Genomic DNA, 23459 nt, shown 5'->3' with positions numbered 1-23459 from the left:
TTAAAAAGAAAAAGTATTGCTTTACATAACTTTAAATTCTAAGGAGGAATTCCCCATGGCAGTTACTGCTCAAATGGTTAAGGAACTTCGTGAAAAAACTGGCGCAGGAATGATGGATTGCAAAAAAGCGCTGACAGAAACTAACGGTGATTTGGACAAGGCAATTGATTACCTTCGTGAAAAAGGAATTGCGAAAGCTGCAAAAAAATCTGACCGCATCGCGGCAGAAGGTCTTGCTGCTGTTAAAACAGAAGGAAACGAAGCTGTTATTCTTGAAGTAAACTCGGAAACAGATTTTGTTGCGAAAAACGAAGGCTTTAAAGCGCTTATCAGCGAGCTTGCATCACACCTTCTAACTGCTAAACCAGCTACTCTTGAAGAAGCTCTTGCTTCCAAAATGGACAATGGTTCATCTGTAGAAGAGCGCATTCATTCTGCTGTAGCAACAATCGGTGAAAGAATCTCTCTTCGCCGCTTTGAAGTTGTTACAAAAACAGACAGTGATGCTTTCGGAGCATACCTTCACATGGGCGGCCGTATTGCGGTTCTAACTGTTCTTGAAGGAACAACAGACGAGGGAGCTGCAAAAGACGTTGCTATGCACGTTGCTGCCGTTAACCCTAAATACATCAGCCGTGACCAGGTTTCTCAAGAAGAAGCTGACCGCGAGCGCGAAGTATTGACTCAACAGGCTCTTAACGAAGGAAAACCTGAAAACATCGTTGCTAAAATGGTTGAAGGCCGTCTTGGAAAGTACTTTGAAGATATCTGCCTTCTTGACCAAAGCTTCGTTAAAAACCCAGATCAAAAAGTGAAGCAATTTGTTGCTTCTTATAACGCTCAAGTTAAAACTTTCATCCGCTTCGAAGTTGGAGAAGGTATTGAAAAGCGCCAGGATAACTTTGCTGAAGAAGTTATGAACCAAGTCCGCAAATAATCCTTTTGCTTTAATGAATTTATACAAGTAATGAAAATGGGAACACGACAGTGTTCCCGTTTTTTCAAGACAGGAACTCTTTGTCACCCCTAAGCTTGAATGCGAGGGGGATTGGCAAATCAGCATCTTGTCTTATTTAATGGAATTTTAATGAAATGATTTGGAGGCTATTATGAATAATCCTAAATATAAGCGCATCGTCTTAAAATTAAGCGGAGAAGCTTTAGCAGGCCCTCAAGGGTTTGGCATCAATCCGAGCGTTATTAAATCCATTGCCACACAGGTAAAGGAAATTGCAGAGATGGATGTGGAAGTAGCTGTTGTCGTTGGCGGCGGAAACATCTGGCGCGGTAAAGTCGGCAGTGAAATGGGCATGGACCGCGCGACAGCGGATTATATGGGAATGCTTGCGACCGTCATGAACTCCCTGGCGCTGCAGGACAGCCTTGAAAATCTCGGCATTCAGACTAGAGTTCAAACCTCCATTGAAATGAGACAGGTTGCAGAACCTTATATCAGAAGAAAAGCCATCCGCCACCTCGAGAAGAAGCGTGTTGTCATTTTTGCAGCCGGTACAGGAAATCCGTATTTTTCAACCGATACGACAGCAGCGCTGCGTGCAGCTGAAATTGAAGCAGACGTGATTCTTATGGCGAAAAACAATGTGGATGGCGTATATAATGCAGATCCGCTTAAAGATGCAAGTGCTGTTAAGTATGAAGAGCTTTCTTACTTAGATGTACTGAAAGACGGACTTGCTGTCATGGATTCTACAGCATCATCTCTTTGCATGGATAACGATATAGCACTAATCGTTTTCTCTATAATGGAAGAGGGAAATATTAAAAGAGCCGTACTTGGCGAAAACATCGGAACGATTGTGAGGGGGAAATAATATGGCAAACCAGCATATTAATCAGGCGAAAGACAGAATGGAAAAAGCAGTTTCTGCATTTCAGCGCGAGCTTGCTACTGTTCGTGCAGGACGTGCAAGTGCATCGCTGCTTGATAAAGTTACGGTAGAATATTACGGAGCACCAACACCTGTGAACCAGCTTGCTTCAATCAGTGTTCCGGAAGCTCGCATGCTTATCATTACTCCTTATGATAAATCCGCACTTGGCGACATTGAAAAAGCAATTCAGAAAGCAGATCTTGGTCTGAATCCAACTAACGACGGGACGATTGTACGTATTGCCATTCCCGCTCTTACAGAAGAAAGACGCCGTGAGCTTGGCAAACTTGTTAAAAAGTATGCAGAGGAAGCAAAGGTTGGAATTCGCAATATCCGCCGTGATGCAAATGATGATTTGAAAAAGGCAGAAAAAAATGGCGACATGACGGAAGATGAATTGCGCGGTCTTTCTGATGAAGTTCAAAAGCTTACAGACAGCTATATTAGCAAACTGGATCAAATCGCTAAAGACAAAGATAAAGAAATCATGGAAGTTTAACGTTTTTCTATGTAAAATAGAAGTGTGCAAAAGACCCTCTAACGTTTACAGGGGGTTTTTTTGTTAATACTGTTAACACGGCTAGGGATCGCTAAGAACCATTAGCTGCCGGGTGATGGAGGAATCACATGCTTAACTTTTTCAGAAGGGGCAGAAGGACTGTTTCGCCTTCCGCCAATCATACATACACAAAAAAAGATGTGATTGATGGACCAATTCCTTCTCACATCGCTATTATAATGGATGGGAATGGCAGATGGGCTAAAAACCGGGCACTTCCCAGAATGGCTGGCCATCATGAAGGGATGAAGGTGGTCAGAAAAATCACTAAACTTGCCAGCGGGCTTGGTGTGAGCGCTTTAACACTTTATGCTTTTTCAACAGAAAATTGGAAAAGGCCTAAAATTGAAGTGGATTACTTAATGAAGCTGCCAGAGGAGTTCTTAACGACATTTCTGCCTGAATTAATTGAAGAGAACGTCCAAGTAAAGATTATGGGAGAAACCAGCCGTCTTCCAAAGCACACGCTAAGTGCTGTTGAGAAAGCGATTCGGGAAACCTCGGCTAATACAGGTCTTGTTTTAAATTTTGCTCTTAATTACGGAAGCCGGACAGAGATAGTCAAAGGAATTCAAAACCTTGTCGAAGACTCGAAAAATGGCAGGTTACGAACAGAAGATATTAACGAAGAGCTTTTTTCTTCTTATTTAATGACAGAATCACTGCAGGATCCGGATTTGCTGATTCGGACGAGCGGAGAAATACGTCTCAGCAACTTTATGCTATGGCAGCTCGCGTATACTGAATTTTGGTTTACAAATGTCCTGTGGCCTGATTTTAAAGAAGAAGACTTAATCCACGCAATCGCTGAATATCAGCAAAGGGGCCGCAGATTTGGCGGAGTATAGAAGGTGAAGAGAAATGATACAGCGAATAATAACAGCAGTACTGGCACTAGCGCTTTTCCTGCCATTTGTCATACTGGGGGGCATCCCGTTTAGTTTTGCTATTTATATTTTAAGCACAATCAGCCTGTACGAACTGCTGAAGATGAAAAAAATTCACCTGGTAAGCATACCGGGGCTTATCAGCGTCCTGCTTTTGTGGATCTTGCTCATTCCATCGAGTCATATAATTGTACTTGGGAACATACATATTTCAAAATTAGAGGTTGCCCTTCTAGGGGTGCTGCTCTTTTTGACATATACCGTCATAACGAAAAACCGCTTTTCATTTGATGATGTAGGATTTTCACTTCTCTCGGTTATGTATATCGGAATCGGATTTTACTATTTTATCGAGACAAGAGCTTTGGGGCTGGAATTTATCGTTTTTGCTCTTCTAGTTATCTGGGCTACGGACACAGGTGCTTATTTTATAGGGAAATCGATTGGAAAACACAAACTGTGGCCGGAAATAAGTCCAAATAAAACGATTGAGGGCTTTTTTGGAGGTATTTTCTGCGCGCTGATTGTTTCAATTATTTTTGAGGCGGTAATGCCAATTGTGCATTCCTATGTCATTGTCGCTTTAATCACCGTATTTTTGTCTGTTTTTGGACAAGTGGGCGATTTAGTCGAGTCAGCACTAAAAAGGCATTATCATGTGAAGGACTCCGGACAGATCCTTCCTGGTCACGGAGGTATATTGGATCGCTTTGACAGTCTATTATTTGTCCTTCCTCTCCTTCATTTCATGCTAGTCCTATTTTAATTTCGATTACACAAAAGAGATCTACTGGAGAGTGAGCGAACATGAAAAGAATCAGTCTTTTAGGCGCTACAGGATCAATCGGAACTCAAACCCTGGAAGTGATCCGGGAGCATCCGGAAGAGTTCGAGTTATCGGCTATTACATTTGGATCCAACTTGGAAGCCGGAAGAGAAGCTATTAAAGAATTTAAGCCGAAGTTTGTCTCTGTAAAAGAAAAAGAAGATTACATCCGGCTGAAGGATGAATTCAGCGGAGAAGCCATATCGTTTTCTTACGGGGAAGAGGGAAACATTGAAGCAGCTGTGTATACGGAGTCGGATATTACAGTCAATGCCCTTCTTGGAAGCATTGGATTGGTACCGACATTAAAGGCGATTGAATCAAAAAAGACCGTTGCTTTGGCTAATAAAGAAACCCTTGTTACAGCCGGACATATCGTTACAGAGGCAGCCAGAAAAAACGGTACGGCACTTTTGCCGGTGGATAGTGAACATTCCGCCATTTTTCAGTGTCTGCAAGGGGAAAATTTATCTGATGTGACCAGACTGATCCTTACAGCTTCTGGAGGGAGCTTTCGTGAGCGCTCCAGAGAAGAATTAAGAGGGGTTACGGTTGAAGAAGCGCTAAATCACCCAAACTGGTCAATGGGGGCTAAAATCACGATTGATTCGGCTACAATGATGAATAAGGGTCTTGAGGTAATTGAAGCGTTTTGGCTGTTTGGAATTCCATATTCAAATATTGACGTACTGCTCCATAAAGAAAGCATCATCCACTCTATGGTTGAATTTGAAGACGGCAGCGTAAAAGCCCAGCTTGGTACACCGGATATGAAAGTGCCTATTCAATACGCTCTCACACATCCATCGCGGCTTCCATTACAAAATACAAAACGCTTAAATCTTTGGGATCATGGAAAGCTTCATTTTGAAAAGCCTGACTTCGCACGCTTCAAATGCTTACATTTTGCTTATGAATCAGGTAAAATGGGAGGGACAATGCCGACCGTTTTAAATGCGGCCAACGAGGAAGCCGTAGCTCAATTTCTAGCAGGAAGAATAGAATTTCTGGATATTGAGGATAGGATTGAGAGGACTTTGGAGGCCCACAGCCTGATTGGAAATCCGGATCTTGAAGCCATTCAGCATGCGGATCAGGAAGCCAGAGCTTTTGTGCGGTCCCTATTAAACTAAAGGTGGTATGCAGGTGAATACGGTCATCGCGTTTATTCTGATTTTTGGAGCTCTAGTATTTTTCCATGAACTGGGCCACTTGGTTTTTGCCAAGCGTGCCGGAATTTTATGCCGTGAGTTTGCAATCGGATTCGGACCAAAGATCTTTTCTTATAGGAAAAATGAAACACTCTATACGATCCGTCTTCTTCCAATAGGAGGCTATGTAAGAATGGCCGGTGAAGATCCTGAAATGATTGAAGTAAAACCAGGCCACCATATTGGACTGCTATTCAATGAAAAAGACGAAGTCGAAAAAATTATTTTAAACAATAAAGAAAAATTTCCGAAAGCAAGAATCATTGAAGTAGAGCATGCGGACGTTGAAAAAGCGATGAAAATTACAGGGTATGAACAGGGTGAAGAGGAACGGCTGCAGCATTTTACTGTCGCAGAGAAATCTTTCTTCGTAGCAGATGGCCAGGAAAGCCAAATTGCTCCTTATGACCGGCAATTCGGCTCCAAGACGCTTGGACAGAGAACGGCAGCGATTATCGCCGGACCATTAATGAATTTTGTCCTTGCATTTGTTGTTTTATTTGGGTTAGGACTCATCCAGGGGTCGCCTATGGATAAGCCGATTTTCGGCGAGCTGACCAAAGACGGTGCTGCGATTCAATCTGGAATTAAGCAGGGGGACGTCATAAAAACAATCAATGACAAGCCTGTTACCACTTGGACAGATGTAACGAAAATCATTAGTGCAAGTCCTGAAAAGGAGCTGTCTTTTGCCATTGAAAGAGATGGAAAGCCGCAAACCATTCAGGTCGTTCCTAAAGCTGAAAAGGCCGGAGAGCAGGTCATTGGCCGTGTAGGTTCCTACGCACCTATGGAAAAGGGCTTTTTGACAGCTCTTGAGAATGGGGCAAGCCAAACCGTGTTTTATACGAAAGAAATTCTTGTGAGCCTTGGGAAGCTTGTAACCGGTCAATTTTCTATTGACATGCTATCAGGGCCTGTAGGCATTTACGATGTGACGGATCAGGTTGCTCAATCCGGCTTTGAAAACCTTTTAAGGTGGACAGCGCTTCTGAGCATCAATCTCGGGATTATGAACCTGCTGCCCATTCCAGCACTGGATGGAGGCCGGCTTATGTTTTTCCTTGTTGAAGCGGTACGCGGGAAGCCGATTGACCGTCAGAAGGAAGGCATCGTTCACTTTATCGGATTTGCCCTTCTCATGCTGCTTATGCTTGTAGTAACGTGGAATGATATTCAAAGATTCTTTTTATAAAAATTAGCCGATCTATTAAAACGGGGTGCAATTAGATGAAACAAAGTTTGACGTTTATTCCTACATTGAGAGAAGTTCCGGCTGATGCCGACATTAAGAGCCATCAGCTGCTGCTGAGAGCAGGCTACATCCGTCAAAACACAAGCGGCATATACAGCTATCTGCCGCTTGCGCAGAAGGTGCTGCAAAACATTCAGGAAATCGTAAGGGATGAGATGAATAAAGCAGGTGCGTCCGAACTTTTGATGCCGGCTATGCAGCAATCTGAGCTATGGCAGGAGTCGGGAAGATGGTACTCATATGGACCGGAGCTAATGAGGCTTAAAGACAGACATGGCCGGGAGTTTGCTCTGGGAGCAACTCATGAAGAGGTGATTACAAGTCTTGTAAGAGATGAAGTGAAATCCTACAAGAGACTGCCTCTTGCTCTTTACCAGATCCAGTCGAAATTCAGGGATGAAAAACGCCCTAGATTCGGAATTCTCCGAGGCCGTGAGTTTATTATGAAGGATGCTTATTCCTTCCACTCCTCCTATGAGAGTTTGGATGTAATGTATGACAAAATGTATACAGCCTACAGCAATATCTTCGAACGCTGCGGACTGAATTTCCGCGCCGTAATTGCCGACTCAGGAGCTATGGGCGGAAAAGATACACATGAATTCATGGTCCTGTCCGAAGTTGGAGAAGATACCATTGCATACTCAGATCAATCAGGCTATGCTGCAAATGTGGAGATGGCTCCTGTAGCTGCCGATTACATCCGTTCCGATGAAGATTGCGGGGATTTGGAAAAAAGAGAAACACCTTCTCAAAAAACCATTGAGGAAGTGGCCGCATTCTTTGAAGTGGAGAAGGAAAAATGTATCAAATCTCTTCTATTCAAAGCAGATGATCGTTTGGTTCTCGTTCTTGCAAGAGGAGACCATGAGATTAATGATATTAAAGTGAAAAACCTTTTTGATGCACGCAATGTTGAACTTGCTTCGCCTGAAGAAACAAAAGAGGCCTTGAACTGTCCGATTGGATTTGTAGGTCCAATCGGTGTTCCAGAAGGAATAGAGGTTGTCGCTGATGCTGCTGTTAAGTCCATTGTAAATGGCATTTGCGGTGCAAATGAAGAGGGTTTCCACTATGTATCTGTGGATGCTGAGCGTGATTTGCAGGTTGGCCAATACGCAGATCTGCGCTTTATTCAAGAAGGGGACGCATCTCCTGACGGAAAAGGGACCATTAAATTTGCACGCGGAATCGAAGTCGGCCACATTTTTAAATTGGGTACCCGCTATTCCGTCGATATGGGCGCTTCCTACCTGGATGAAAACGGCCGTTCCCAGCCGATGATCATGGGCTGCTACGGAATTGGAGTATCCAGAACGCTTGCTGCGATCGTAGAGCAGTACAACGATGAAAATGGCATTGTATGGCCTGAGCAGATTGCTCCATTCCAGCTGCATGTTGTTCCTGCCAATATGAAATCGGATGCCCAGGTGGCATTGGCTGAAAGAGTTTATACGGAGCTTGGGAAGAATTACAGCATCCTGTTTGATGACCGTGCTGAACGAGCGGGAGTGAAGTTTGCCGATTCAGATTTGATCGGACTTCCAATCCGTATTACTGCGGGCAAGCTTGCGGAAGAGAATATCGTTGAGTTGAAAGTACGGAAAACCGGTGAGAAACTGGATGTTCCTATGGACGAGCTTGCGGAGACCATTAGCCGTCTGTTAGGCAAATAATTCCCGGCTTTTAAAAAACTTAGCTGGCTATGATACAAATTGTAAAAAATCAGAAGACAAACATTTATGGCTATGTTAAAGCCTGATGTTGATTATTAACACCTGTTGATTGGTGCGAAAGACGTGAGACTTGAGCTTTAGAGCAGCCGGACAGGTGAGACCCTGCAGTCGTGAAGCGAGGAGGGGGCTCACCGCCCGCCCAAGGATAAGCGAACGCCTGCCAGCTGCAATCAACATCCAGGTTTAATTGAGCTACAAAGATAAAGAAGGGTTTGGCTGCCTAGCGGTCAGACCCTTCCATTTTGATAGGGAAGGAGCGGGAGACGTGGAAGAAATACAATCTGAACAACGTAAGAGATTTCAGCTGCTGCTCCAGCAGCTTCAGCTAACGGATGATCAAATTGTCCCTTATTTTCAGCATGCTTCGATCGTGAAACTTACCGTCCATAAGCAGCAAAAAAGGTGGCATTTTAATTTTGAGCTTTCAACTATTTTACCTTTTGAAGTGTACCAGCTTTTTCATTCGAGTCTTGCTAAGGCATTCTCTCACATAGCATCCGTCACGTTTTCAATCAGTGTGCTAAATCCGGAAGCAAGTGAAGCGCTTCTTCAGGAATACTGGATGGCAAGTTTAAAAGAGATTGAGGGAATTTCACCTCCTGTTTTATCCCTTCTGTCCGAACAGATTCCAAAATTAACAGGGACGAAACTGATAATCTGCGCAAGAAATGATACAGAAGCCGCTACGATTAAAAGAAAATACACGTCTCTAATCCAGGAAAGTCTTCAATCTTTTGGTTTTCCGCTTTTTCAAGTCGATACGGATGTTACGTTTTCTGAAGCGGACCTTCAGAAATTCAATGAACAAAAGCTTCTTGAGGATCAGGAGCGCGCCCTTGCTGCCCTAACGGAGATGCAGAAGAAAGAGGAAGAGGACAAGGCAGGAGAAATTCCATCAGGTCCAATCGTCATCGGATATCAAATTAAAGACGATGAGGAAGTTGTTCCTATGGAAACGATTGTGGATGAAGAGAGAAGGACAACGATCCAAGGATACGTGTTTGATGCAGAAACAAAAGAATTAAGAAGCGGCCGGACTCTCGCTACGATAAAAATTACCGACTACACGAGCTCAATGCTTGTCAAAATGTTTGCCCGCGATAAAGAAGATGCAGCGCTGCTGACTGCTATAAAAAAAGGTATGTGGATTAAAGCAAGAGGAAGTGTACAAAATGATACGTTTGTACGCGATCTTGTTATGATTGCCAATGATATTAATGAAGTCAAGCCTAAGCTGAGAATGGATACAGCGCCTGAGGATGAAAAACGGGTAGAGCTTCATCTTCATTCACCAATGAGTCAAATGGATGCGGTAACTTCTTTCAGCCGTCTTGCGGAACAAGCAGCTAAATGGGGACATAAAGCAATTGCAATAACTGATCATGCTGTAGCCCAATCCTTCCCGGAAGCCTATTCAGCAGGGAAAAAGCACGGTTTAAAAGTTCTGTTCGGTATTGAAGCCAATCTTGTTGATGATGGAGTGCCGATTGCATACAATGATGATCACCGCCTTCTTGAGGATGCTGTGTACGTCGTATTTGACGTTGAGACAACAGGATTATCAGCGGTATATGATACAGTTATCGAACTTGCAGCGGTGAAAATTAAAGGCGGTGAAATTATTGACCGCTTTGAACGATTTGCCAACCCTCATCATCCGCTGTCGGCTACAACCATCGAATTAACAGGAATAACCGATGACATGGTCAAGAATGCTCCTGAAGTAAAAGAGGTCATGCAGGAGTTTAAAGAGTGGGCTGGGAATGACATTCTCGTTGCCCATAATGCCAGCTTCGATATGGGATTTTTAAATGTAGCCTATACCCGGCTGCTCGGAGAGGATAAAGCAGCTAATCCTGTAATTGACACACTCGAACTTGGACGCTTCTTATATCCTGACCTCAAAAGCCACAGGCTGAATACGCTTTGCAAAAAGTTTGATATTGAATTGACCCAGCACCATAGAGCGATCTATGATGCGGAAGCGACTGGCTACTTAATGCTGAAAATGCTGAAAGATGCTGCAGAGAAGGGAATTCAATATCATGACCAATTAAACGATAATATGGGACAAGGGAACGCGTTTCAGCGCTCAAGGCCTTTCCATGCAACATTGATGGCAAAAGACGAGGTTGGGCTGAAAAATCTCTTTAAGCTTGTATCCTTATCTCATATTCAGTACTTTTACCGTGTACCGCGCATTCCAAGATCCGTCCTTCAGAAGCATCGTGAAGGCATACTCGTCGGATCAGGCTGTGACAAGGGAGAGGTCTTTGAAGGAATGATGCAGAAATCTCCAGAAGAAGTAGAGGAGACTGCTAAGTTCTACGATTACCTTGAAATCCAGCCTCCTGAAGTTTATCAGCATTTAATCGATTTGGAGTATGTCCGGGACAAAAAGGCATTGCACGAGATCATTACCAAAATAGCAGACCTTGGTGACAAGCTTGGAAAGCCGGTAGCAGCTACAGGCAATGTGCACTATATGAATCCTGAAGATAAAATTTACAGGAAAATCCTGGTCAGTTCCCAAGGTGGAGCGAATCCTCTCAACCGTCATGAACATCCCAATGTTCATTTTAGAACGACCAATGAAATGCTTGAATGCTTTTCCTTTATGGGAGAAGAAAGAGCTAAAAAAATTGTTGTGGAGAACCCTAACGCCGTTGCTGATATGATTGGGGACGTCAAGCCGATTAAAGATGACTTGTTTACGCCTAAAATTGAAGGGGCAGATGAGGAAATCAGGCAGATGAGCTACGAGATGGCTGAAAGCATTTATGGAACACCGCTGCCTGAGATCGTTGAAGCAAGACTTGAAAAAGAATTAAAAAGCATCATTGGCCACGGTTTTGCTGTCATCTATCTTATTTCACACAAATTGGTTAAAAAATCTCTTGATGACGGATACCTGGTAGGATCAAGGGGCTCAGTCGGATCCTCACTCGTCGCTACGATGACCGAAATTACCGAGGTTAATCCGCTGCCGCCGCATTACGTGTGTCCTGAGTGCAAACAATCTGAATTCTTCAATGATGGATCGGTCGGTTCAGGATTTGATCTTCCTGATAAAGATTGTGAAAAATGCGGTGCATCATACAAAAAAGATGGACATGATATTCCATTTGAAACGTTCCTGGGCTTTAAAGGAGATAAAGTACCCGATATCGATTTAAACTTCTCAGGTGAATATCAGCCGAGGGCGCATAACTATACAAAAGTGCTTTTCGGAGAAGATAATGTATTCCGGGCGGGAACAATTGGAACAGTTGCTGAAAAAACGGCATACGGCTACGTAAAAGGCTATGCGGGTGATCATAATCTGAACTTCAGGGGTGCAGAAATTGACCGTCTTGTGCAGGGCTGTACCGGGGTGAAAAGAACAACCGGACAGCATCCCGGGGGAATCATTGTTGTCCCGGACTATATGGACATTTTTGATTTCTCTCCTATTCAATTCCCGGCCGACGCAGCGGGATCTGAGTGGAAAACAACTCACTTTGATTTCCATTCTATTCATGATAATCTGCTCAAGCTTGATATCCTGGGTCATGATGATCCGACGGTTATTCGGATGCTGCAGGATCTAAGTGGAATCGACCCGAAAACAATCCCGACGGATGACCCGGAAGTGATGAAAATTTTCAGCGGCACTTCATCATTGGGTGTAACTGAGGAAGACATTATGTGCAAAACCGGTACACTTGGTATTCCTGAGTTTGGAACGAAATTTGTGCGCCAAATGCTTGAAGATACGAAACCGACGACATTCTCAGAGCTTGTTCAAATTTCCGGACTATCACATGGTACGGATGTATGGCTTGGAAATGCACAGGAGCTGATTCATAATAATATCTGCAACTTAAGCGAAGTAATCGGATGCCGTGATGATATTATGGTGTATTTAATTTATCAGGGGCTTGAGCCGTCATTTGCTTTCAAAATTATGGAGTCGGTCCGTAAAGGAAAAGGACTGACTCCGGATATGGAGGAAGAAATGAGAAAGAACAATGTACCCAAATGGTATATTGAATCATGCCTGAAAATCAAATACATGTTCCCGAAAGCCCATGCCGCCGCTTACGTTCTAATGGCTGTAAGGATTGCTTATTTCAAAGTTCATCACGCTCTCCTCTATTATGCTGCATACTTTACAGTTAGAGCTGATGATTTTGATGTGGATGCTATGGCCAGAGGAGCAGCTGCTATAAAAGCAAAGCTTGAAGAAATAAGTGCCAAGGGTCTTGAAGCAAGTCCAAAAGAGAAAAACCTTATGACGGTTATGGAGCTATGCCTCGAAATGTGTGCTAGAGGCTATGCTTTTCAAAAGGTGGATTTGTATAAATCGCATGCCAGTGAATTTGTAATTGAAGGGGAGACATTGATTCCTCCATTCAACGCAATTCCGGGACTTGGAACTAATGCTGCGCTGAATATTGTAAAAGCAAGGGAAGAGGGAGAATTCTTATCCAAAGAAGACCTTCAGCAAAGAGGCAGGGTTTCTAAAACCATTATTGAGTATTTGGATAACCATGGGTGCCTTGAAGCTCTTCCGGATCAAAATCAGCTATCCTTGTTTTAACTAAAAAGAGATAACAAGCGGATTCTTCCTTCATTTGCAATAAAATTCTGGTTATGGTATATTTTTATTGGAAATGCTGCAATAGCAGAGGCAAAGAGAGTGGGGCAACCCACTCTTTCGTTTTGGGTACAGGAACATTTGTTCCGGCTCATGCAATGCCAGGTTCATTTTCTCCTGCTGCAGTGTGTGTTTACTTATTGGTTGAACGACTCGACTCCCTGCTGTTATGGCAGGGTTTTTAAACAGCCGCTGAACTTGACCGAGCTGCAAATCAGCATCTGGAGTTTTCTGCATTTGCTGTCCTTTCATTCGCATCATTCCGCGGAAGCTCCTGCTGCAATAACGGACTCCGCTTTATTGCGTTAAAAACGTATGTTATTGAGCATTGATTATGTAAGGATACAGGAGTATACCTTCGCTCCACCCGAATTATTGATGAATGAACATGAGGGTGCGGCGCTTTGCTCCGTTATTGTAAACTTTCCTGGAATTACAAGGAGGAAGAGAATGAGTAAAAAAGTCACAGATACAGTCAGCGAACTAGCCGTTCCAATCCTTGAAGAACTGGATCTGGAATTAGTTGATGTTGAGTACGTAAAAGAAGGAAAAAACTGGTTCCTTCGCGTATTTATTGATTCAGACAAAGGTGTAGATATTGAAGAATGCGGAATGGTGAGCGAGCGGTTAAGCGAGAAACTGGATGCAATTGACCCGATCACTCATAATTATTTTCTCGAGGTTTCTTCTCCCGGTGCAGAACGTCCTTTGAAAAAGGATGCTGACTTCCATAAAGCCGTTGGAAAAAACGTGAATGTGAAAACGTATGAACCGATAGGCGGGGAAAAAGTGTTCGAAGGCATTCTTCAATCCTTTGACGGAGAAAATGTAACTGTATTAATTACCGTTAAAACACGAAAAAAAGAAGTGGTCATTCCGTATGATAAAGTGGCCGCTGCAAGATTGGCAGTTTCTTTCAATTTTTAAGACCATTATGCTTTTATCCACTAACCGAACCGCTCCCAAACGGCCGGTGATGATTAAAGGGGGAAATAGGAAAAATGAGCAGTGAACTTTTAGATGCCCTTACCATACTTGAGAGAGAAAAAGGGATTAGCAAAGAAATTATTATTGAAGCAATTGAAGCCGCGTTAATATCTGCTTATAAACGGAATTTTAACCAGGCCCAAAATGTGCGTGTTGATTTAAACCGTGATACTGGGACTATGAGGGTATTTGCCCGTAAAGATGTAGTAGACCAGGTATTTGATGCACGATTGGAGATTTCTGAAGGCGAAGCGCAGGCCATTCATCCAAACTACATAGTAGGCGATATAGTTGAAATGGAAGTTACTCCGAAGGATTTTGGAAGAATTGCCGCACAGACTGCGAAGCAAGTGGTGACACAGCGCGTCAGAGAAGCAGAACGCGGAGTTATTTATTCCGAGTTCATTGACCGTGAAGAAGACATTATGACCGGAATCGTTCAGCGCATTGATTCCAAGTTCATTTATGTTAGTCTTGGGAAAATCGAAGCTCTTCTGCCTGTTAACGAGCAGATGCCGAATGAACAATATAAACCTCATGACCGAATTAAGGTTTTCATCACAAAGGTTGAGAAAACAACAAAGGGTCCGCAGATTTTTGTTTCGAGGACACATCCGGGTCTGCTGAAGCGCCTGTTTGAAATCGAAGTACCGGAAATTTACGATGGAACAGTTGAAATTAAATCCGTAGCACGCGAAGCGGGAGACCGCTCCAAAATTTCTGTTCATTCGGAAAATCCGGAAGTGGATCCGGTTGGCTCATGTGTCGGACCTAAAGGGCAGCGTGTTCAGGCAATTGTGAATGAACTTAAAGGCGAGAAAATTGATATTGTCCGCTGGTCCAATGATCCGGTTGAATTTGTCGCCAATGCACTTAGTCCATCTAAAGTAGTTGAAGTAAAGGTGAACGAAGACGATAAAGCAACGACCGTTATCGTACCGGACTACCAGCTTTCCCTCGCAATCGGCAAGCGCGGTCAAAACGCAAGACTTGCTGCAAAGCTGACAAACTGGAAAATAGACATCAAAAGCGAAACCGATGCAGAAAAGCTTGGTTTGCTGAGTGAACCACAAAATACAGAAGAGGCTGACTACGAGTCTGCTGACGATTTTCAAGACGAGTAAGAGGTGAACCGGATGAACCCAGGAAGAAAAATTCCTTTACGCAAATGTGTAGCTACCGGTGAAATGAAACCGAAAAAGGAAATGGTCCGCGTGGTCCGTTCTTCTGAAGGTGATGTTTCTGTAGATGCTTCCGGCAGAAAGAACGGCAGAGGCGCTTATATTACATTGGATAAGGAATCTATTTTATTGGCCAAAAAAAAGAACATCCTATCCAATCAGCTTAAAACAAAAGTAGAGGATGCCATCTATGATGAGCTGATTCAGCTTGCCGAGAGCAAGCATTCATGAATCAGCAAAAATGGAAATCCCTGCTTGGATTGGCCAATCGGGCAAGAAAAGTCATTTCCGGTGAAGAGCTTGTGATTAAAGAAGTTCGTCAAAACCGGGCAAAATTGGTTCTGCTCTCAAAAGATGCATCCGACAATACCAGAAAAAAAGTGACGGATAAATGCCGCTCCTATAACACTCCGGTCGTACATGTAGAAAGCCGGTATGAGCTTGGACATGCAATCGGCAAGGATGCAAGAGTAGTAGTAGCAGTGACCGAACAGGGCTTTGCTGCGAAACTGAAGGACTTGCTCGATTAAATATCTTGGGGGTGAACACATGACAAAAGTGAGAGTATATGAATATGCAAAACAGCACAATGTGTCAAGTAAAGATGTCATTTCCGCATTAAAGGATATCAATGTTGAGGTTTCCAATCATATGGCAATGATCGAGGATGCTCATGTAGGGAAACTAAACCAGAAATTCGCTTCAAACAGCAAACCAAAAACTCAAGGATCGGCTCCTAAATCAGCCGGGAAGGGGAATGCAGCCATTAATTCTCAATCAAGCGGCGATCAATCTGCCTCAGTCAAAAAAACATCAACCACTACTAATAATCAAAGCCGTCCTTCTTCCGACCAGAGGAAAAACTCCCAGCAGCGCCCAGGGGATAAAAAGGGACCGCAGAGCGGAAGGAATAACAGCATGAACCAAAACAGAAGAAATAATAACAACAGCAGCCAGAAAAAAGGCGGAAACAGAAACAATCATCAGCGCACACAAGCACCTCAAGCAGAAAGACCTAAAAAAGAGCTGCCAAGCAAAATTACATTCACAGGGTCATTAACTGTTGGAGAGCTTGCTCAAAAACTATACAAAGAACCTTCAGAAATCATCAAAAAACTTTTGATGCTTGGTGTTATGGCTACAATCAACCAGGATCTTGACAAAGATACCATCGAACTGATTGCAGGGGAATACGGAGTTGAAGTGGAAGAGGAAATTCACTTCGATGTAACAGAATTTGAAGGATACGATCAAGTCGATAAAGAAGAGGATCATCAAATTCGTCCGCCGGTTGTTACGATCATGGGACACGTTGACCATGGTAAAACAACGCTTCTTGATTCCATCCGCAATACAAAAGTAACAGCAGGCGAAGCCGGCGGAATTACGCAGCACATCGGTGCTTATCAAATTGAAACAAACGGCAAAAAAATTACCTTCCTTGATACTCCAGGGCATGCTGCCTTCACAACGATGCGTGCGCGCGGAGCTCAAGTAACGGATATTACCATTCTCGTTGTTGCAGCAGATGACGGGGTTATGCCTCAAACGGTTGAAGCGATCAATCATGCTAAAGCAGCAGAGGTTCCAATTATCGTTGCCGTTAATAAAATGGATAAACCAAGTGCCAATCCTGACCGCGTGATGCAGGAATTAACGGAGCACGGTCTCGTTCCTGAAAGCTGGGGTGGAGAAACCATCTTCGTTCCTGTTTCCGCTCTTAAGGGAGATGGAATTGATGACTTGCTTGAAATGATCCTCCTTGTCAGTGAGGTAGAGGAATTAAAAGCGAACCCTAAGCTTCGTGCGACTGGTACCGTTATTGAAGCACAGCTGGATAAAGGACGCGGATCGGTTGCAACCCTCCTAGTTCAAAATGGTTCATTAAAAGTTGGGGATCCTATTGTTGTAGGAAATACATTCGGGCGTGTACGTGCAATGGTCAATGACCTTGGCCGCCGTGTGAAAGAAGTAGGTCCGTCTGCACCGGTTGAAATCACCGGACTGAATGAAGTGCCGCAAGCAGGCGATCAGTTTATGGTATTTGCTGACGAGAAAAAGGCACGCCAGGTTGGTGAAGCCCGCTCGCAAAAACAGCAGGTTGAACAGCGCAGCGAAAAATCCAAGCTTAGCCTGGATGATTTGTTTGAACAAATTAAACAAGGCGATGTAAAGGATATTAATCTGATTGTTAAGGCCGATGTTCAAGGATCTGTTGAAGCACTTGCTTCTGCTTTGCAGAAAATTGAAGTGGAAGGCGTTAAAGTTAAAATCATTCACACAGGCGTTGGAGCGATTACTGAGTATGATATTATGCTTGCATCTGCTTCAAACGGAATTGTAATTGGGTTTAATGTGCGTCCTGATGCTAATGCTAAGAGAGCGGCAGATGCTGAGAAAGTCGATATTCGCCTGCACCGCATCATCTATAAAGTAATTGAGGAAATTGAATCCGCAATGAAAGGAATGCTTGATCCTGAATTCGAGGAAAAAATTATCGGTCAGGTTGAAGTGCGCCAAACATTCAAAGTTTCCAAAATCGGTACAATTGCCGGCGGTTATGTAACCGACGGAAAAATCACCCGTGACAGCGGCATGCGCCTGATACGCGAAGGCATTGTCATTTTTGAAGGTACAGTAGATGTGCTGAAACGCTTTAAAGATGATGTGAAGGAAGTTGCTCAAGGCTATGAGTGCGGAATTACCATTAAAGGCTATAATGACATCAAAGAAGGCGACGTGATTGAAGCCTACGTCATGCAGGAAATCGAGCGCAAGTGATCGGATTTGTCCACTGTGAATGGATGATTCATGACTCCTTTTCCCTTAAGGACAAACGGTCTGTAATGAAACGCATTTTAACCCGGGTTAAGCAGCAATATAATGTTGCCGTTTCCGAGTTGGATTATCAGGATTCCTGGCAAAGAGCCAAAATCGGCATTGTAGCCATTTCTTCTGATAAAACCCATACGGAAAAGGAGCTGAACAGGGTTCTTGCCTTTATCGACTCCTTTCCGGAAATAGAAAGAACCTTAACCGTGTATGAATGGTTATAAGGATGGAGTGATTATATGAGTATCAGATCAACCCGTGTCGGTGAGCAAATGAAAAAAGAATTGAGCGACATCATCGGCCGTAAAATAAAAGATCCAAGAATCGGTTTTGTTACCGTAACAGACGTCCGGGTAACCGGGGATCTGCAAATAGCTAAAGTTTATATCTCTGTTTTAGGTGATGAAGAACAGCGTGAAAATACGCTGAAAGGCCTGGCGACGGCTAAGGGCTTTATCCGGTCTGAAATCGGACAGCGGATCCGCTTAAGAAAAACACCTGAAATTCAGTTTGAGTTCGATGAATCCATTGATTATGGAAATCGTATTGAGACGTTGATCCACGAAATCAATCATTCCGATAAGGAAGATTGACCGGAAAAGGATGGCCTGCACGGAATTCTTTCCTCTCTGCGAACATGGAGGCACAGTGCTGTGCCTCCTGCAGGGCAGGAAAGGCTGTGCGAAGGGCCGTTCTTTTTTATTAGGAGCGGAAACGGAAACACTTCCAATGTAAATTCATGCAGCAAAGGCTGAAATAAAGCTTTAATAACCTAGAAAGCAGGTGCGATATGGATGGCGTATTACTGGTGCGCAAACCGGCCGGATTAACTTCCCATGATTGTGTTTATAAAGCCAGAAAACTGTTCAAGACAAAGAAAGCAGGCCATACAGGCACGCTTGATCCGGATGTTACCGGGGTTCTGCCGATTTGCATGGGCAGAGCGACTAAAATTGTTGAATATTTAACCGCTTCAAGCAAAACGTACGAAGCAGAGGTAACACTCGGTTTTTCAACAACTACTGAGGATGCTTCAGGAGAAGTCGTGCAAAAGGCTGCAGTAGATGAGAAGCCGGAGGATAAATTGATCGATGATCTTCTGACAGAATTTATTGGAGAAATTGAACAAATACCCCCTATGTATTCTGCAGTTAAAATAAATGGGAAGAAATTATATGAATATGCAAGAAAGGGAATTGAGGTGGAGCGTCCATCCCGATTGATCACCATCCACTCTATTGAAAGAATATCTCCAATCAGACAGCAAAATTCAACTGTATCCTTCCGATTCAGAGTGCATTGCTCCAAAGGCACGTATGTACGGACTCTTGCTGTAATGATTGGCGAAAAGCTCGGTTTACCCGCACACATGTCTGAGCTGATCCGAACGGCCTCAGGCCGATTCACTCTGGATCAATGCTTAACCTTTGACGAAATTGAGCAAAAACTTGCTAATGAAACACTCCAGTTAATCCCGATCTCAGAGGCGCTTAATCATTTGCCGAAATGGGTGATAAATGATACATTAGCAGAGAAAGTGAAACATGGAGCAGTATTGCCGGTGCCTGAAGGCCATCAGGATATTGATTCTGACACGAGGGTGGCTGTTTATGATGAACAAGGTGTTTGTCTGGCGATTTATCAGAAGCACCCGGAAAAACCTTCCTTTAAGCCGGCAAAAGTACTTTTTATTGACTAATTCATTTGATAGCCGGAGCTTTCGGCTTATAAGAAAAGGTGAAGGATTTCGTGCAAACGTTCAAGATCTCGCATCCGCATCAAATAAATAAATCAGAAATAAGCGAAACGGTTCTTGCCCTTGGTTACTTTGATGGAGTACATAAAGGCCATCAGGCGGTCATTCAGACAGCTCGCGAAAAGGCGGAAGAAAAAGGCTTTAAATGGGGCGTCATGACATTTCATCCCCATCCTTCCATTGTCCTGAGAAAGCAGCAGGTTCCTGAAGCGATAACTCCATTAGAAGATAAGGTTGAGATGATTGAAAAACTTGGCGCAGATTACGTGTTTATTGTGGAATTCTCAGAAGCATTTTCAGCGCTTGAGCCTCAGGAATTTATTGATCAGTATATAATCGGACTTAATGTGCAGCATGTTGTAGCAGGTTTTGATTTCAGCTACGGCAAGCTCGGAAAGGGCACTATGGAGTCAATGCCCTTTCATTCTAGAGGACAATTTGAGCAGACAACTGTACCAAAGTTAAAGGATTTTGACAGGAAAATCAGTTCAACCTTGATCCGTGAAGTAATTAGGAACGGGAATGTTGAATATGCTTCAAAATTGCTTGGCAGAGCCTATTCGGGTAAAGGAACAGTGATTCATGGGGAGAAGCGGGGCAGGACGATTGGATTCCCTACGGCCAATATAAGCCTGCAGGAGGGATATATTACTCCTCCAACGGGGGTTTATGCGGTAGCTGTAAGAGTTGACGGACAGCTTTCCAATGGTGTTTGCAACATCGGATACAAACCGACTTTTCATGATGAAAAATTCCCCAAACCCAGTGTAGAGGTTCATATCTTTGATTTCAGCAAAGAAATTTACGGTGAACATGCAGAGATTTATTGGTACAAACGATTAAGAAGCGAGCAAAAATTCAGCTCTGTTCAGGAATTAATCGAACAAATTGCTAAAGATAAGCAGGCAGCTGAAGAATATTTTTATATGCAGTCGTAATCCGCTTGCTTTTTATCCTAAATAGTAGTATTCTTATGCTTGTAACTTTTAAACCATTGCTCGGCAAGTCGAGTCACCGACGCTTGCTCGGTAATTGGGGATTATAGAAATTAGGAGGTGAACAGGATGGCTATCACACAAGAACGCAAAAATGATCTGATCAATGAGTACAGAACTCATGATACGGATACTGGATCTCCAGAGGTCCAAATTGCTATCCTTACTGAACAGATTAACACTTTGAACGATCACTTGCGCACACACAAAAAGGACCACCACTCACGTCGCGGTCTATTGAAAATGGTAGGGAAACGCCGTAACTTGCTAACTTACCTGCGTAATAAAGATGTAACTCGTTACCGCGAGTTAATCACAAAGCTGGGATTACGTCGTTAATCTCGAAAAAGCGGGAGCATTCCCGCTTTTTTAATGCAACTGAAAGAAAAGGAAGCGCAGAGGAAGAGCTCATTCACATGCGGCCTGCCGCAATGCTGAAACTGTCCTCCTGCGTCTTTCCGATTCTTTTTGTATACAGCTATTTACATATAGACGTATCATTGATATGTTCATATTAATTAGTCCATACTAATAAATAATGTATATTTCATACATATGAAGAGTTTAGAGAGGAGCACACGCATTTATGGGTCAAGATAAGCATGTCTTTTCCATTGATTGGGCAGGCAGAACATTAACTGTTGAAGCTGGCCAGCTAGCAAAGCAAGCAAACGGTGCGGTTCTCATTCGTTACGGTGATACCGCTGTTCTAAGTACAGCGACTGCTTCAAAAGAGCCGAAAGCGGTTGATTTCTTTCCGCTGACTGTTAACTACGAAGAGCGTTTATATGCAGTAGGTAAAATTCCCGGAGGATTCATTAAAAGGGAAGGAAGACCGAGCGAAAAAGCGATTTTGGCAAGCCGTCTGATTGACCGTCCAATACGCCCTCTTTTTGCAGATGGATTCAGAAATGATGTACAAGTTATCAGTATTGTGATGAGTGTAGATCAAAACTGTTCCTCTGAAATGGCTGCCATGTTCGGTTCATCTTTAGCTCTTACGATTTCTGACATTCCATTTGAAGGCCCGATCGCCGGTGTAACAGTTGGACGGATTGATAATGAATTTATCGTAAATCCAACAGTTGATCAAATGGAAAAAAGCGATATCAACCTTGTTGTAGCTGGAACGAAGGATGCAATCAACATGGTTGAAGCAGGAGCAGATGAAGTGCCTGAGGAAACAATGCTTGAAGCCATTATGTTCGGTCATGAGGAAATCAAGCGTCTCATTGCTTTCCAAGAGGAAATTGCCTCTCAAATCGCGAAAGAAAAAGTTGAGATCCAGCTTTATTCTCATGATGCAGACATTGAAAGAAGCATTCGCGAAGCTGCAGAAGCAGATATGATTCAAGCGATTCAGGTTCAGGAAAAGCATGCCCGCGAAGAAGCAATCCAAACCGTTAAAAAACGGGTAATGGAGAGCTACAAAGAGCAGGACGCTGATGAAGAAACGCTTAAACAGGCAAGTGAAATTCTTTCTAAAATGGTAAAAGGCGAAGTCCGCCGTTTAATTACAGAGGAAAAAATCCGCCCGGATGGTCGCAAACCAGATGAAATCCGACCGCTGTCATCAAGCACCGGACTGCTGTCAAGAACTCATGGTTCCGGACTATTCACCCGCGGACAGACTCAGGCGCTGAGCATCTGTACGCTTGGAGCATTAGGCGATGTTCAAATTCTTGATGGTTTGGGAATTGAAGAGTCTAAACGTTTTATGCATCACTATAACTTCCCATCCTTCTCTGTAGGCGAAACTAGACCGCTAAGAGGGCCGGGACGCCGTGAAATTGGACATGGAGCGCTTGGTGAACGTGCGCTTGAACCGATTATTCCGTCCGAAAAGGATTTCCCTTATACAATCCGTTTAGTTTCTGAAGTGCTTGAGTCAAATGGATCAACTTCCCAGGCAAGCATCTGTGCAAGTACACTTGCCATGATGGATGCCGGTGTTCCAATCAAGGCTCCGGTTGCAGGTATTGCAATGGGACTGGTTAAATCCGGAGAACATTACTCTGTCCTGACAGACATTCAGGGAATGGAAGATCACCTTGGAGACATGGACTTTAAGGTAGCTGGTACGTCAAAAGGAGTAACAGCTCTGCAAATGGATATTAAAATTGAAGGATTATCTCGTGAAATCCTTGAAGAAGCTCTTCTTCAGGCTAAAAAGGGAAGAATGGAGATTCTTGATTCTATGCTTGCAACGATTAGCGAACCAAGAAAAGAACTATCTCCTTATGCGCCTAAGATTTTGATGATGTCCATCAACCCGGACAAAATCCGCGATGTCATTGGGCCGAGCGGTAAACAAATCAACAAAATCATTGAAGAGACTGGCGTTAAAATTGACATTGAGCAAGACGGTACAGTCTTCATTTCATCTGTAGACGAGGCAATGAATCAAAAAGCGAAGAGCATTATTGAGGATCTTGTCCGTGAAGTTGAAGTTGGACAAATGTATCTTGGTAAGGTTAAGCGCATTGAAAAATTTGGTGCTTTCGTAGAAATATTCAGTGGAAAAGACGGTCTTGTTCATATTTCCGAGCTAGCTGAAGAGCGAATCGGCAAAGTAGAAGACGTGGTTTCCATTGGAGATGAGATTTTGGTCAAGGTCACTGAAATTGACAAACAGGGCCGAGTCAATCTTTCGCGAAAAGCTGTCCTCAAGGAACAAAAAGAGGAACAAAATTCGTAAACCAA

21 protein-coding genes are annotated in these 23459 nt (G+C 43.5%); 20 read left to right on the top strand and 1 reads right to left on the bottom strand.

Going from position 1 to position 23459, the window contains the following annotated elements; genetic code table 11:
- Positions 1-55: 55 nt before the first annotated feature.
- The 9 genes from tsf to AS29_RS18665 all read left to right on the top strand — a co-directional run bounded on the left by tsf (position 56) and on the right by AS29_RS18665 (position 12948).
- Positions 56-937, top strand: coding sequence for a translation elongation factor Ts (gene tsf, locus AS29_RS18705; protein WP_035411863.1), 882 nt, complete (start codon positions 56-58; stop codon positions 935-937).
- Positions 938-1109: 172 nt separating this feature from the next.
- Positions 1110-1832, top strand: a complete 723-nt coding sequence (gene pyrH / locus AS29_RS18700) for a UMP kinase (protein WP_035411860.1) — start codon at positions 1110-1112, stop codon at positions 1830-1832.
- 1 nt (position 1833) lies between these two features.
- The gene (gene frr, locus AS29_RS18695) at positions 1834-2391 is read left to right on the top strand and encodes a ribosome recycling factor (protein WP_035411855.1); all 558 of its coding nucleotides are present in this window, start codon (positions 1834-1836) and stop codon (positions 2389-2391) included.
- 128 nt (positions 2392-2519) lie between these two features.
- Positions 2520-3299, top strand: a complete 780-nt coding sequence (locus tag AS29_RS18690) for an isoprenyl transferase (RefSeq protein WP_035411852.1) — start codon at positions 2520-2522, stop codon at positions 3297-3299.
- 13 nt (positions 3300-3312) lie between these two features.
- The gene (locus AS29_RS18685) at positions 3313-4104 is read left to right on the top strand and encodes a phosphatidate cytidylyltransferase (RefSeq protein WP_035411849.1); all 792 of its coding nucleotides are present in this window, start codon (positions 3313-3315) and stop codon (positions 4102-4104) included.
- Positions 4105-4145: 41 nt separating this feature from the next.
- Positions 4146-5297, top strand: a complete 1152-nt coding sequence (locus AS29_RS18680; protein WP_035411846.1) for a 1-deoxy-D-xylulose-5-phosphate reductoisomerase — start codon at positions 4146-4148, stop codon at positions 5295-5297.
- Between the two features lie 13 nt (positions 5298-5310).
- Complete coding sequence (gene rseP, locus AS29_RS18675; protein ID WP_035411842.1) at positions 5311-6570, top strand: RIP metalloprotease RseP; 1260 nt, start codon at positions 5311-5313, stop codon at positions 6568-6570.
- A gap of 35 nt (positions 6571-6605) precedes the next feature.
- Entirely contained in the window at positions 6606-8306 is a 1701-nt protein-coding gene (locus AS29_RS18670; protein ID WP_035411839.1) for a proline--tRNA ligase, read from the top strand.
- A 334-nt stretch (positions 8307-8640) separates the two neighbouring features.
- A complete protein-coding gene (locus tag AS29_RS18665; RefSeq protein ID WP_442854551.1) occupies positions 8641-12948 on the top strand; it encodes a PolC-type DNA polymerase III in 4308 nt (1435 codons plus the stop codon).
- Positions 12949-12999: 51 nt separating this feature from the next.
- On the opposite strand, the gene AS29_RS18660 is transcribed toward AS29_RS18665, so the two are convergent.
- Positions 13000-13257 (bottom strand): hypothetical protein, encoded by a 258-nt coding sequence (locus AS29_RS18660; protein ID WP_156505982.1) that lies wholly within the window; start codon positions 13255-13257, stop codon positions 13000-13002.
- A gap of 198 nt (positions 13258-13455) precedes the next feature.
- On the opposite strand from AS29_RS18660, the gene rimP reads away from it, so the two are divergent.
- From rimP to pnp, 11 genes are all read left to right on the top strand, one after another.
- Positions 13456-13932, top strand: coding sequence for a ribosome maturation factor RimP (rimP, locus tag AS29_RS18655; RefSeq protein WP_035411830.1), 477 nt, complete (start codon positions 13456-13458; stop codon positions 13930-13932).
- Positions 13933-14006: 74 nt separating this feature from the next.
- The gene (gene nusA, locus AS29_RS18650; protein ID WP_035411827.1) at positions 14007-15116 is read left to right on the top strand and encodes a transcription termination factor NusA; all 1110 of its coding nucleotides are present in this window, start codon (positions 14007-14009) and stop codon (positions 15114-15116) included.
- A gap of 12 nt (positions 15117-15128) precedes the next feature.
- Entirely contained in the window at positions 15129-15404 is a 276-nt protein-coding gene (rnpM, locus tag AS29_RS18645) for an RNase P modulator RnpM (protein ID WP_035411825.1), read from the top strand.
- Positions 15401-15703: a YlxQ family RNA-binding protein gene (locus tag AS29_RS18640; RefSeq protein WP_035411821.1), complete on the top strand. Its 303-nt coding sequence runs from the start codon at positions 15401-15403 to the stop codon at positions 15701-15703. Before rnpM ends, AS29_RS18640 begins: the two co-directional genes overlap by 4 nt.
- A 19-nt stretch (positions 15704-15722) precedes the next feature.
- Positions 15723-17954 carry a translation initiation factor IF-2 gene (infB, locus tag AS29_RS18635; RefSeq protein ID WP_035411818.1) on the top strand — a complete coding sequence of 744 codons (2232 nt, stop codon included), beginning with the start codon at positions 15723-15725 and terminating at the stop codon, positions 17952-17954.
- Complete coding sequence (locus AS29_RS18630; protein ID WP_035411816.1) at positions 17951-18229, top strand: DUF503 domain-containing protein; 279 nt, start codon at positions 17951-17953, stop codon at positions 18227-18229. Before infB ends, AS29_RS18630 begins: the two co-directional genes overlap by 4 nt.
- A 15-nt stretch (positions 18230-18244) precedes the next feature.
- Complete coding sequence (gene rbfA / locus AS29_RS18625; protein ID WP_035411812.1) at positions 18245-18598, top strand: 30S ribosome-binding factor RbfA; 354 nt, start codon at positions 18245-18247, stop codon at positions 18596-18598.
- Between the two features lie 197 nt (positions 18599-18795).
- Positions 18796-19704 (top strand): tRNA pseudouridine(55) synthase TruB, encoded by a 909-nt coding sequence (gene truB / locus AS29_RS18620; protein ID WP_035411809.1) that lies wholly within the window; start codon positions 18796-18798, stop codon positions 19702-19704.
- Between the two features lie 50 nt (positions 19705-19754).
- Positions 19755-20699 (top strand): bifunctional riboflavin kinase/FAD synthetase, encoded by a 945-nt coding sequence (gene ribF, locus AS29_RS18615; protein ID WP_035411807.1) that lies wholly within the window; start codon positions 19755-19757, stop codon positions 20697-20699.
- Positions 20700-20825: 126 nt separating this feature from the next.
- On the top strand, positions 20826-21095 hold the full coding sequence (gene rpsO, locus AS29_RS18610; protein WP_035411804.1) for a 30S ribosomal protein S15: 270 nt from the start codon (positions 20826-20828) through the stop codon (positions 21093-21095).
- A gap of 247 nt (positions 21096-21342) precedes the next feature.
- The gene (pnp, locus tag AS29_RS18605; RefSeq protein ID WP_035411801.1) at positions 21343-23454 is read left to right on the top strand and encodes a polyribonucleotide nucleotidyltransferase; all 2112 of its coding nucleotides are present in this window, start codon (positions 21343-21345) and stop codon (positions 23452-23454) included.
- Positions 23455-23459: the final 5 nt, after the last annotated feature.

Origin of the sequence: Bacillus sp. SJS (genome assembly GCF_000732485.2) — a bacterium.
Taxonomy (GTDB): domain Bacteria; phylum Bacillota; class Bacilli; order Bacillales; family Bacillaceae; genus Metabacillus_B; species Metabacillus_B sediminis.
The sequence above is the reverse complement of the archived record's forward strand: the minus strand, read 5'-3'. Positions and strand labels throughout refer to the sequence as shown.

What these genes read in the sequence shown, in the direction of transcription:
- tsf (WP_035411863.1), top strand. Translation starts at nt 56, where the DNA reads ATGGCAGTTACTGCTCAAATGGTTAAGGAACTTCGTGAAAAAACTGGC.
- pyrH (WP_035411860.1), top strand. Translation starts at nt 1,110, where the DNA reads ATGAATAATCCTAAATATAAGCGCATCGTCTTAAAATTAAGCGGAGAA.
- frr (WP_035411855.1), top strand. Translation starts at nt 1,834, where the DNA reads ATGGCAAACCAGCATATTAATCAGGCGAAAGACAGAATGGAAAAAGCA.
- AS29_RS18690 (WP_035411852.1), top strand. Translation starts at nt 2,520, where the DNA reads ATGCTTAACTTTTTCAGAAGGGGCAGAAGGACTGTTTCGCCTTCCGCC.
- AS29_RS18685 (WP_035411849.1), top strand. Translation starts at nt 3,313, where the DNA reads ATGATACAGCGAATAATAACAGCAGTACTGGCACTAGCGCTTTTCCTG.
- AS29_RS18680 (WP_035411846.1), top strand. Translation starts at nt 4,146, where the DNA reads ATGAAAAGAATCAGTCTTTTAGGCGCTACAGGATCAATCGGAACTCAA.
- AS29_RS18670 (WP_035411839.1), top strand. Translation starts at nt 6,606, where the DNA reads ATGAAACAAAGTTTGACGTTTATTCCTACATTGAGAGAAGTTCCGGCT.
- AS29_RS18660 (WP_156505982.1), bottom strand. Translation starts at nt 13,257, where the DNA reads ATGAAAGGACAGCAAATGCAGAAAACTCCAGATGCTGATTTGCAGCTC.
- rimP (WP_035411830.1), top strand. Translation starts at nt 13,456, where the DNA reads ATGAGTAAAAAAGTCACAGATACAGTCAGCGAACTAGCCGTTCCAATC.
- nusA (WP_035411827.1), top strand. Translation starts at nt 14,007, where the DNA reads ATGAGCAGTGAACTTTTAGATGCCCTTACCATACTTGAGAGAGAAAAA.
- rnpM (WP_035411825.1), top strand. Translation starts at nt 15,129, where the DNA reads ATGAACCCAGGAAGAAAAATTCCTTTACGCAAATGTGTAGCTACCGGT.
- AS29_RS18640 (WP_035411821.1), top strand. Translation starts at nt 15,401, where the DNA reads ATGAATCAGCAAAAATGGAAATCCCTGCTTGGATTGGCCAATCGGGCA.
- infB (WP_035411818.1), top strand. Translation starts at nt 15,723, where the DNA reads ATGACAAAAGTGAGAGTATATGAATATGCAAAACAGCACAATGTGTCA.
- rbfA (WP_035411812.1), top strand. Translation starts at nt 18,245, where the DNA reads ATGAGTATCAGATCAACCCGTGTCGGTGAGCAAATGAAAAAAGAATTG.
- truB (WP_035411809.1), top strand. Translation starts at nt 18,796, where the DNA reads ATGGATGGCGTATTACTGGTGCGCAAACCGGCCGGATTAACTTCCCAT.
- rpsO (WP_035411804.1), top strand. Translation starts at nt 20,826, where the DNA reads ATGGCTATCACACAAGAACGCAAAAATGATCTGATCAATGAGTACAGA.
- pnp (WP_035411801.1), top strand. Translation starts at nt 21,343, where the DNA reads ATGGGTCAAGATAAGCATGTCTTTTCCATTGATTGGGCAGGCAGAACA.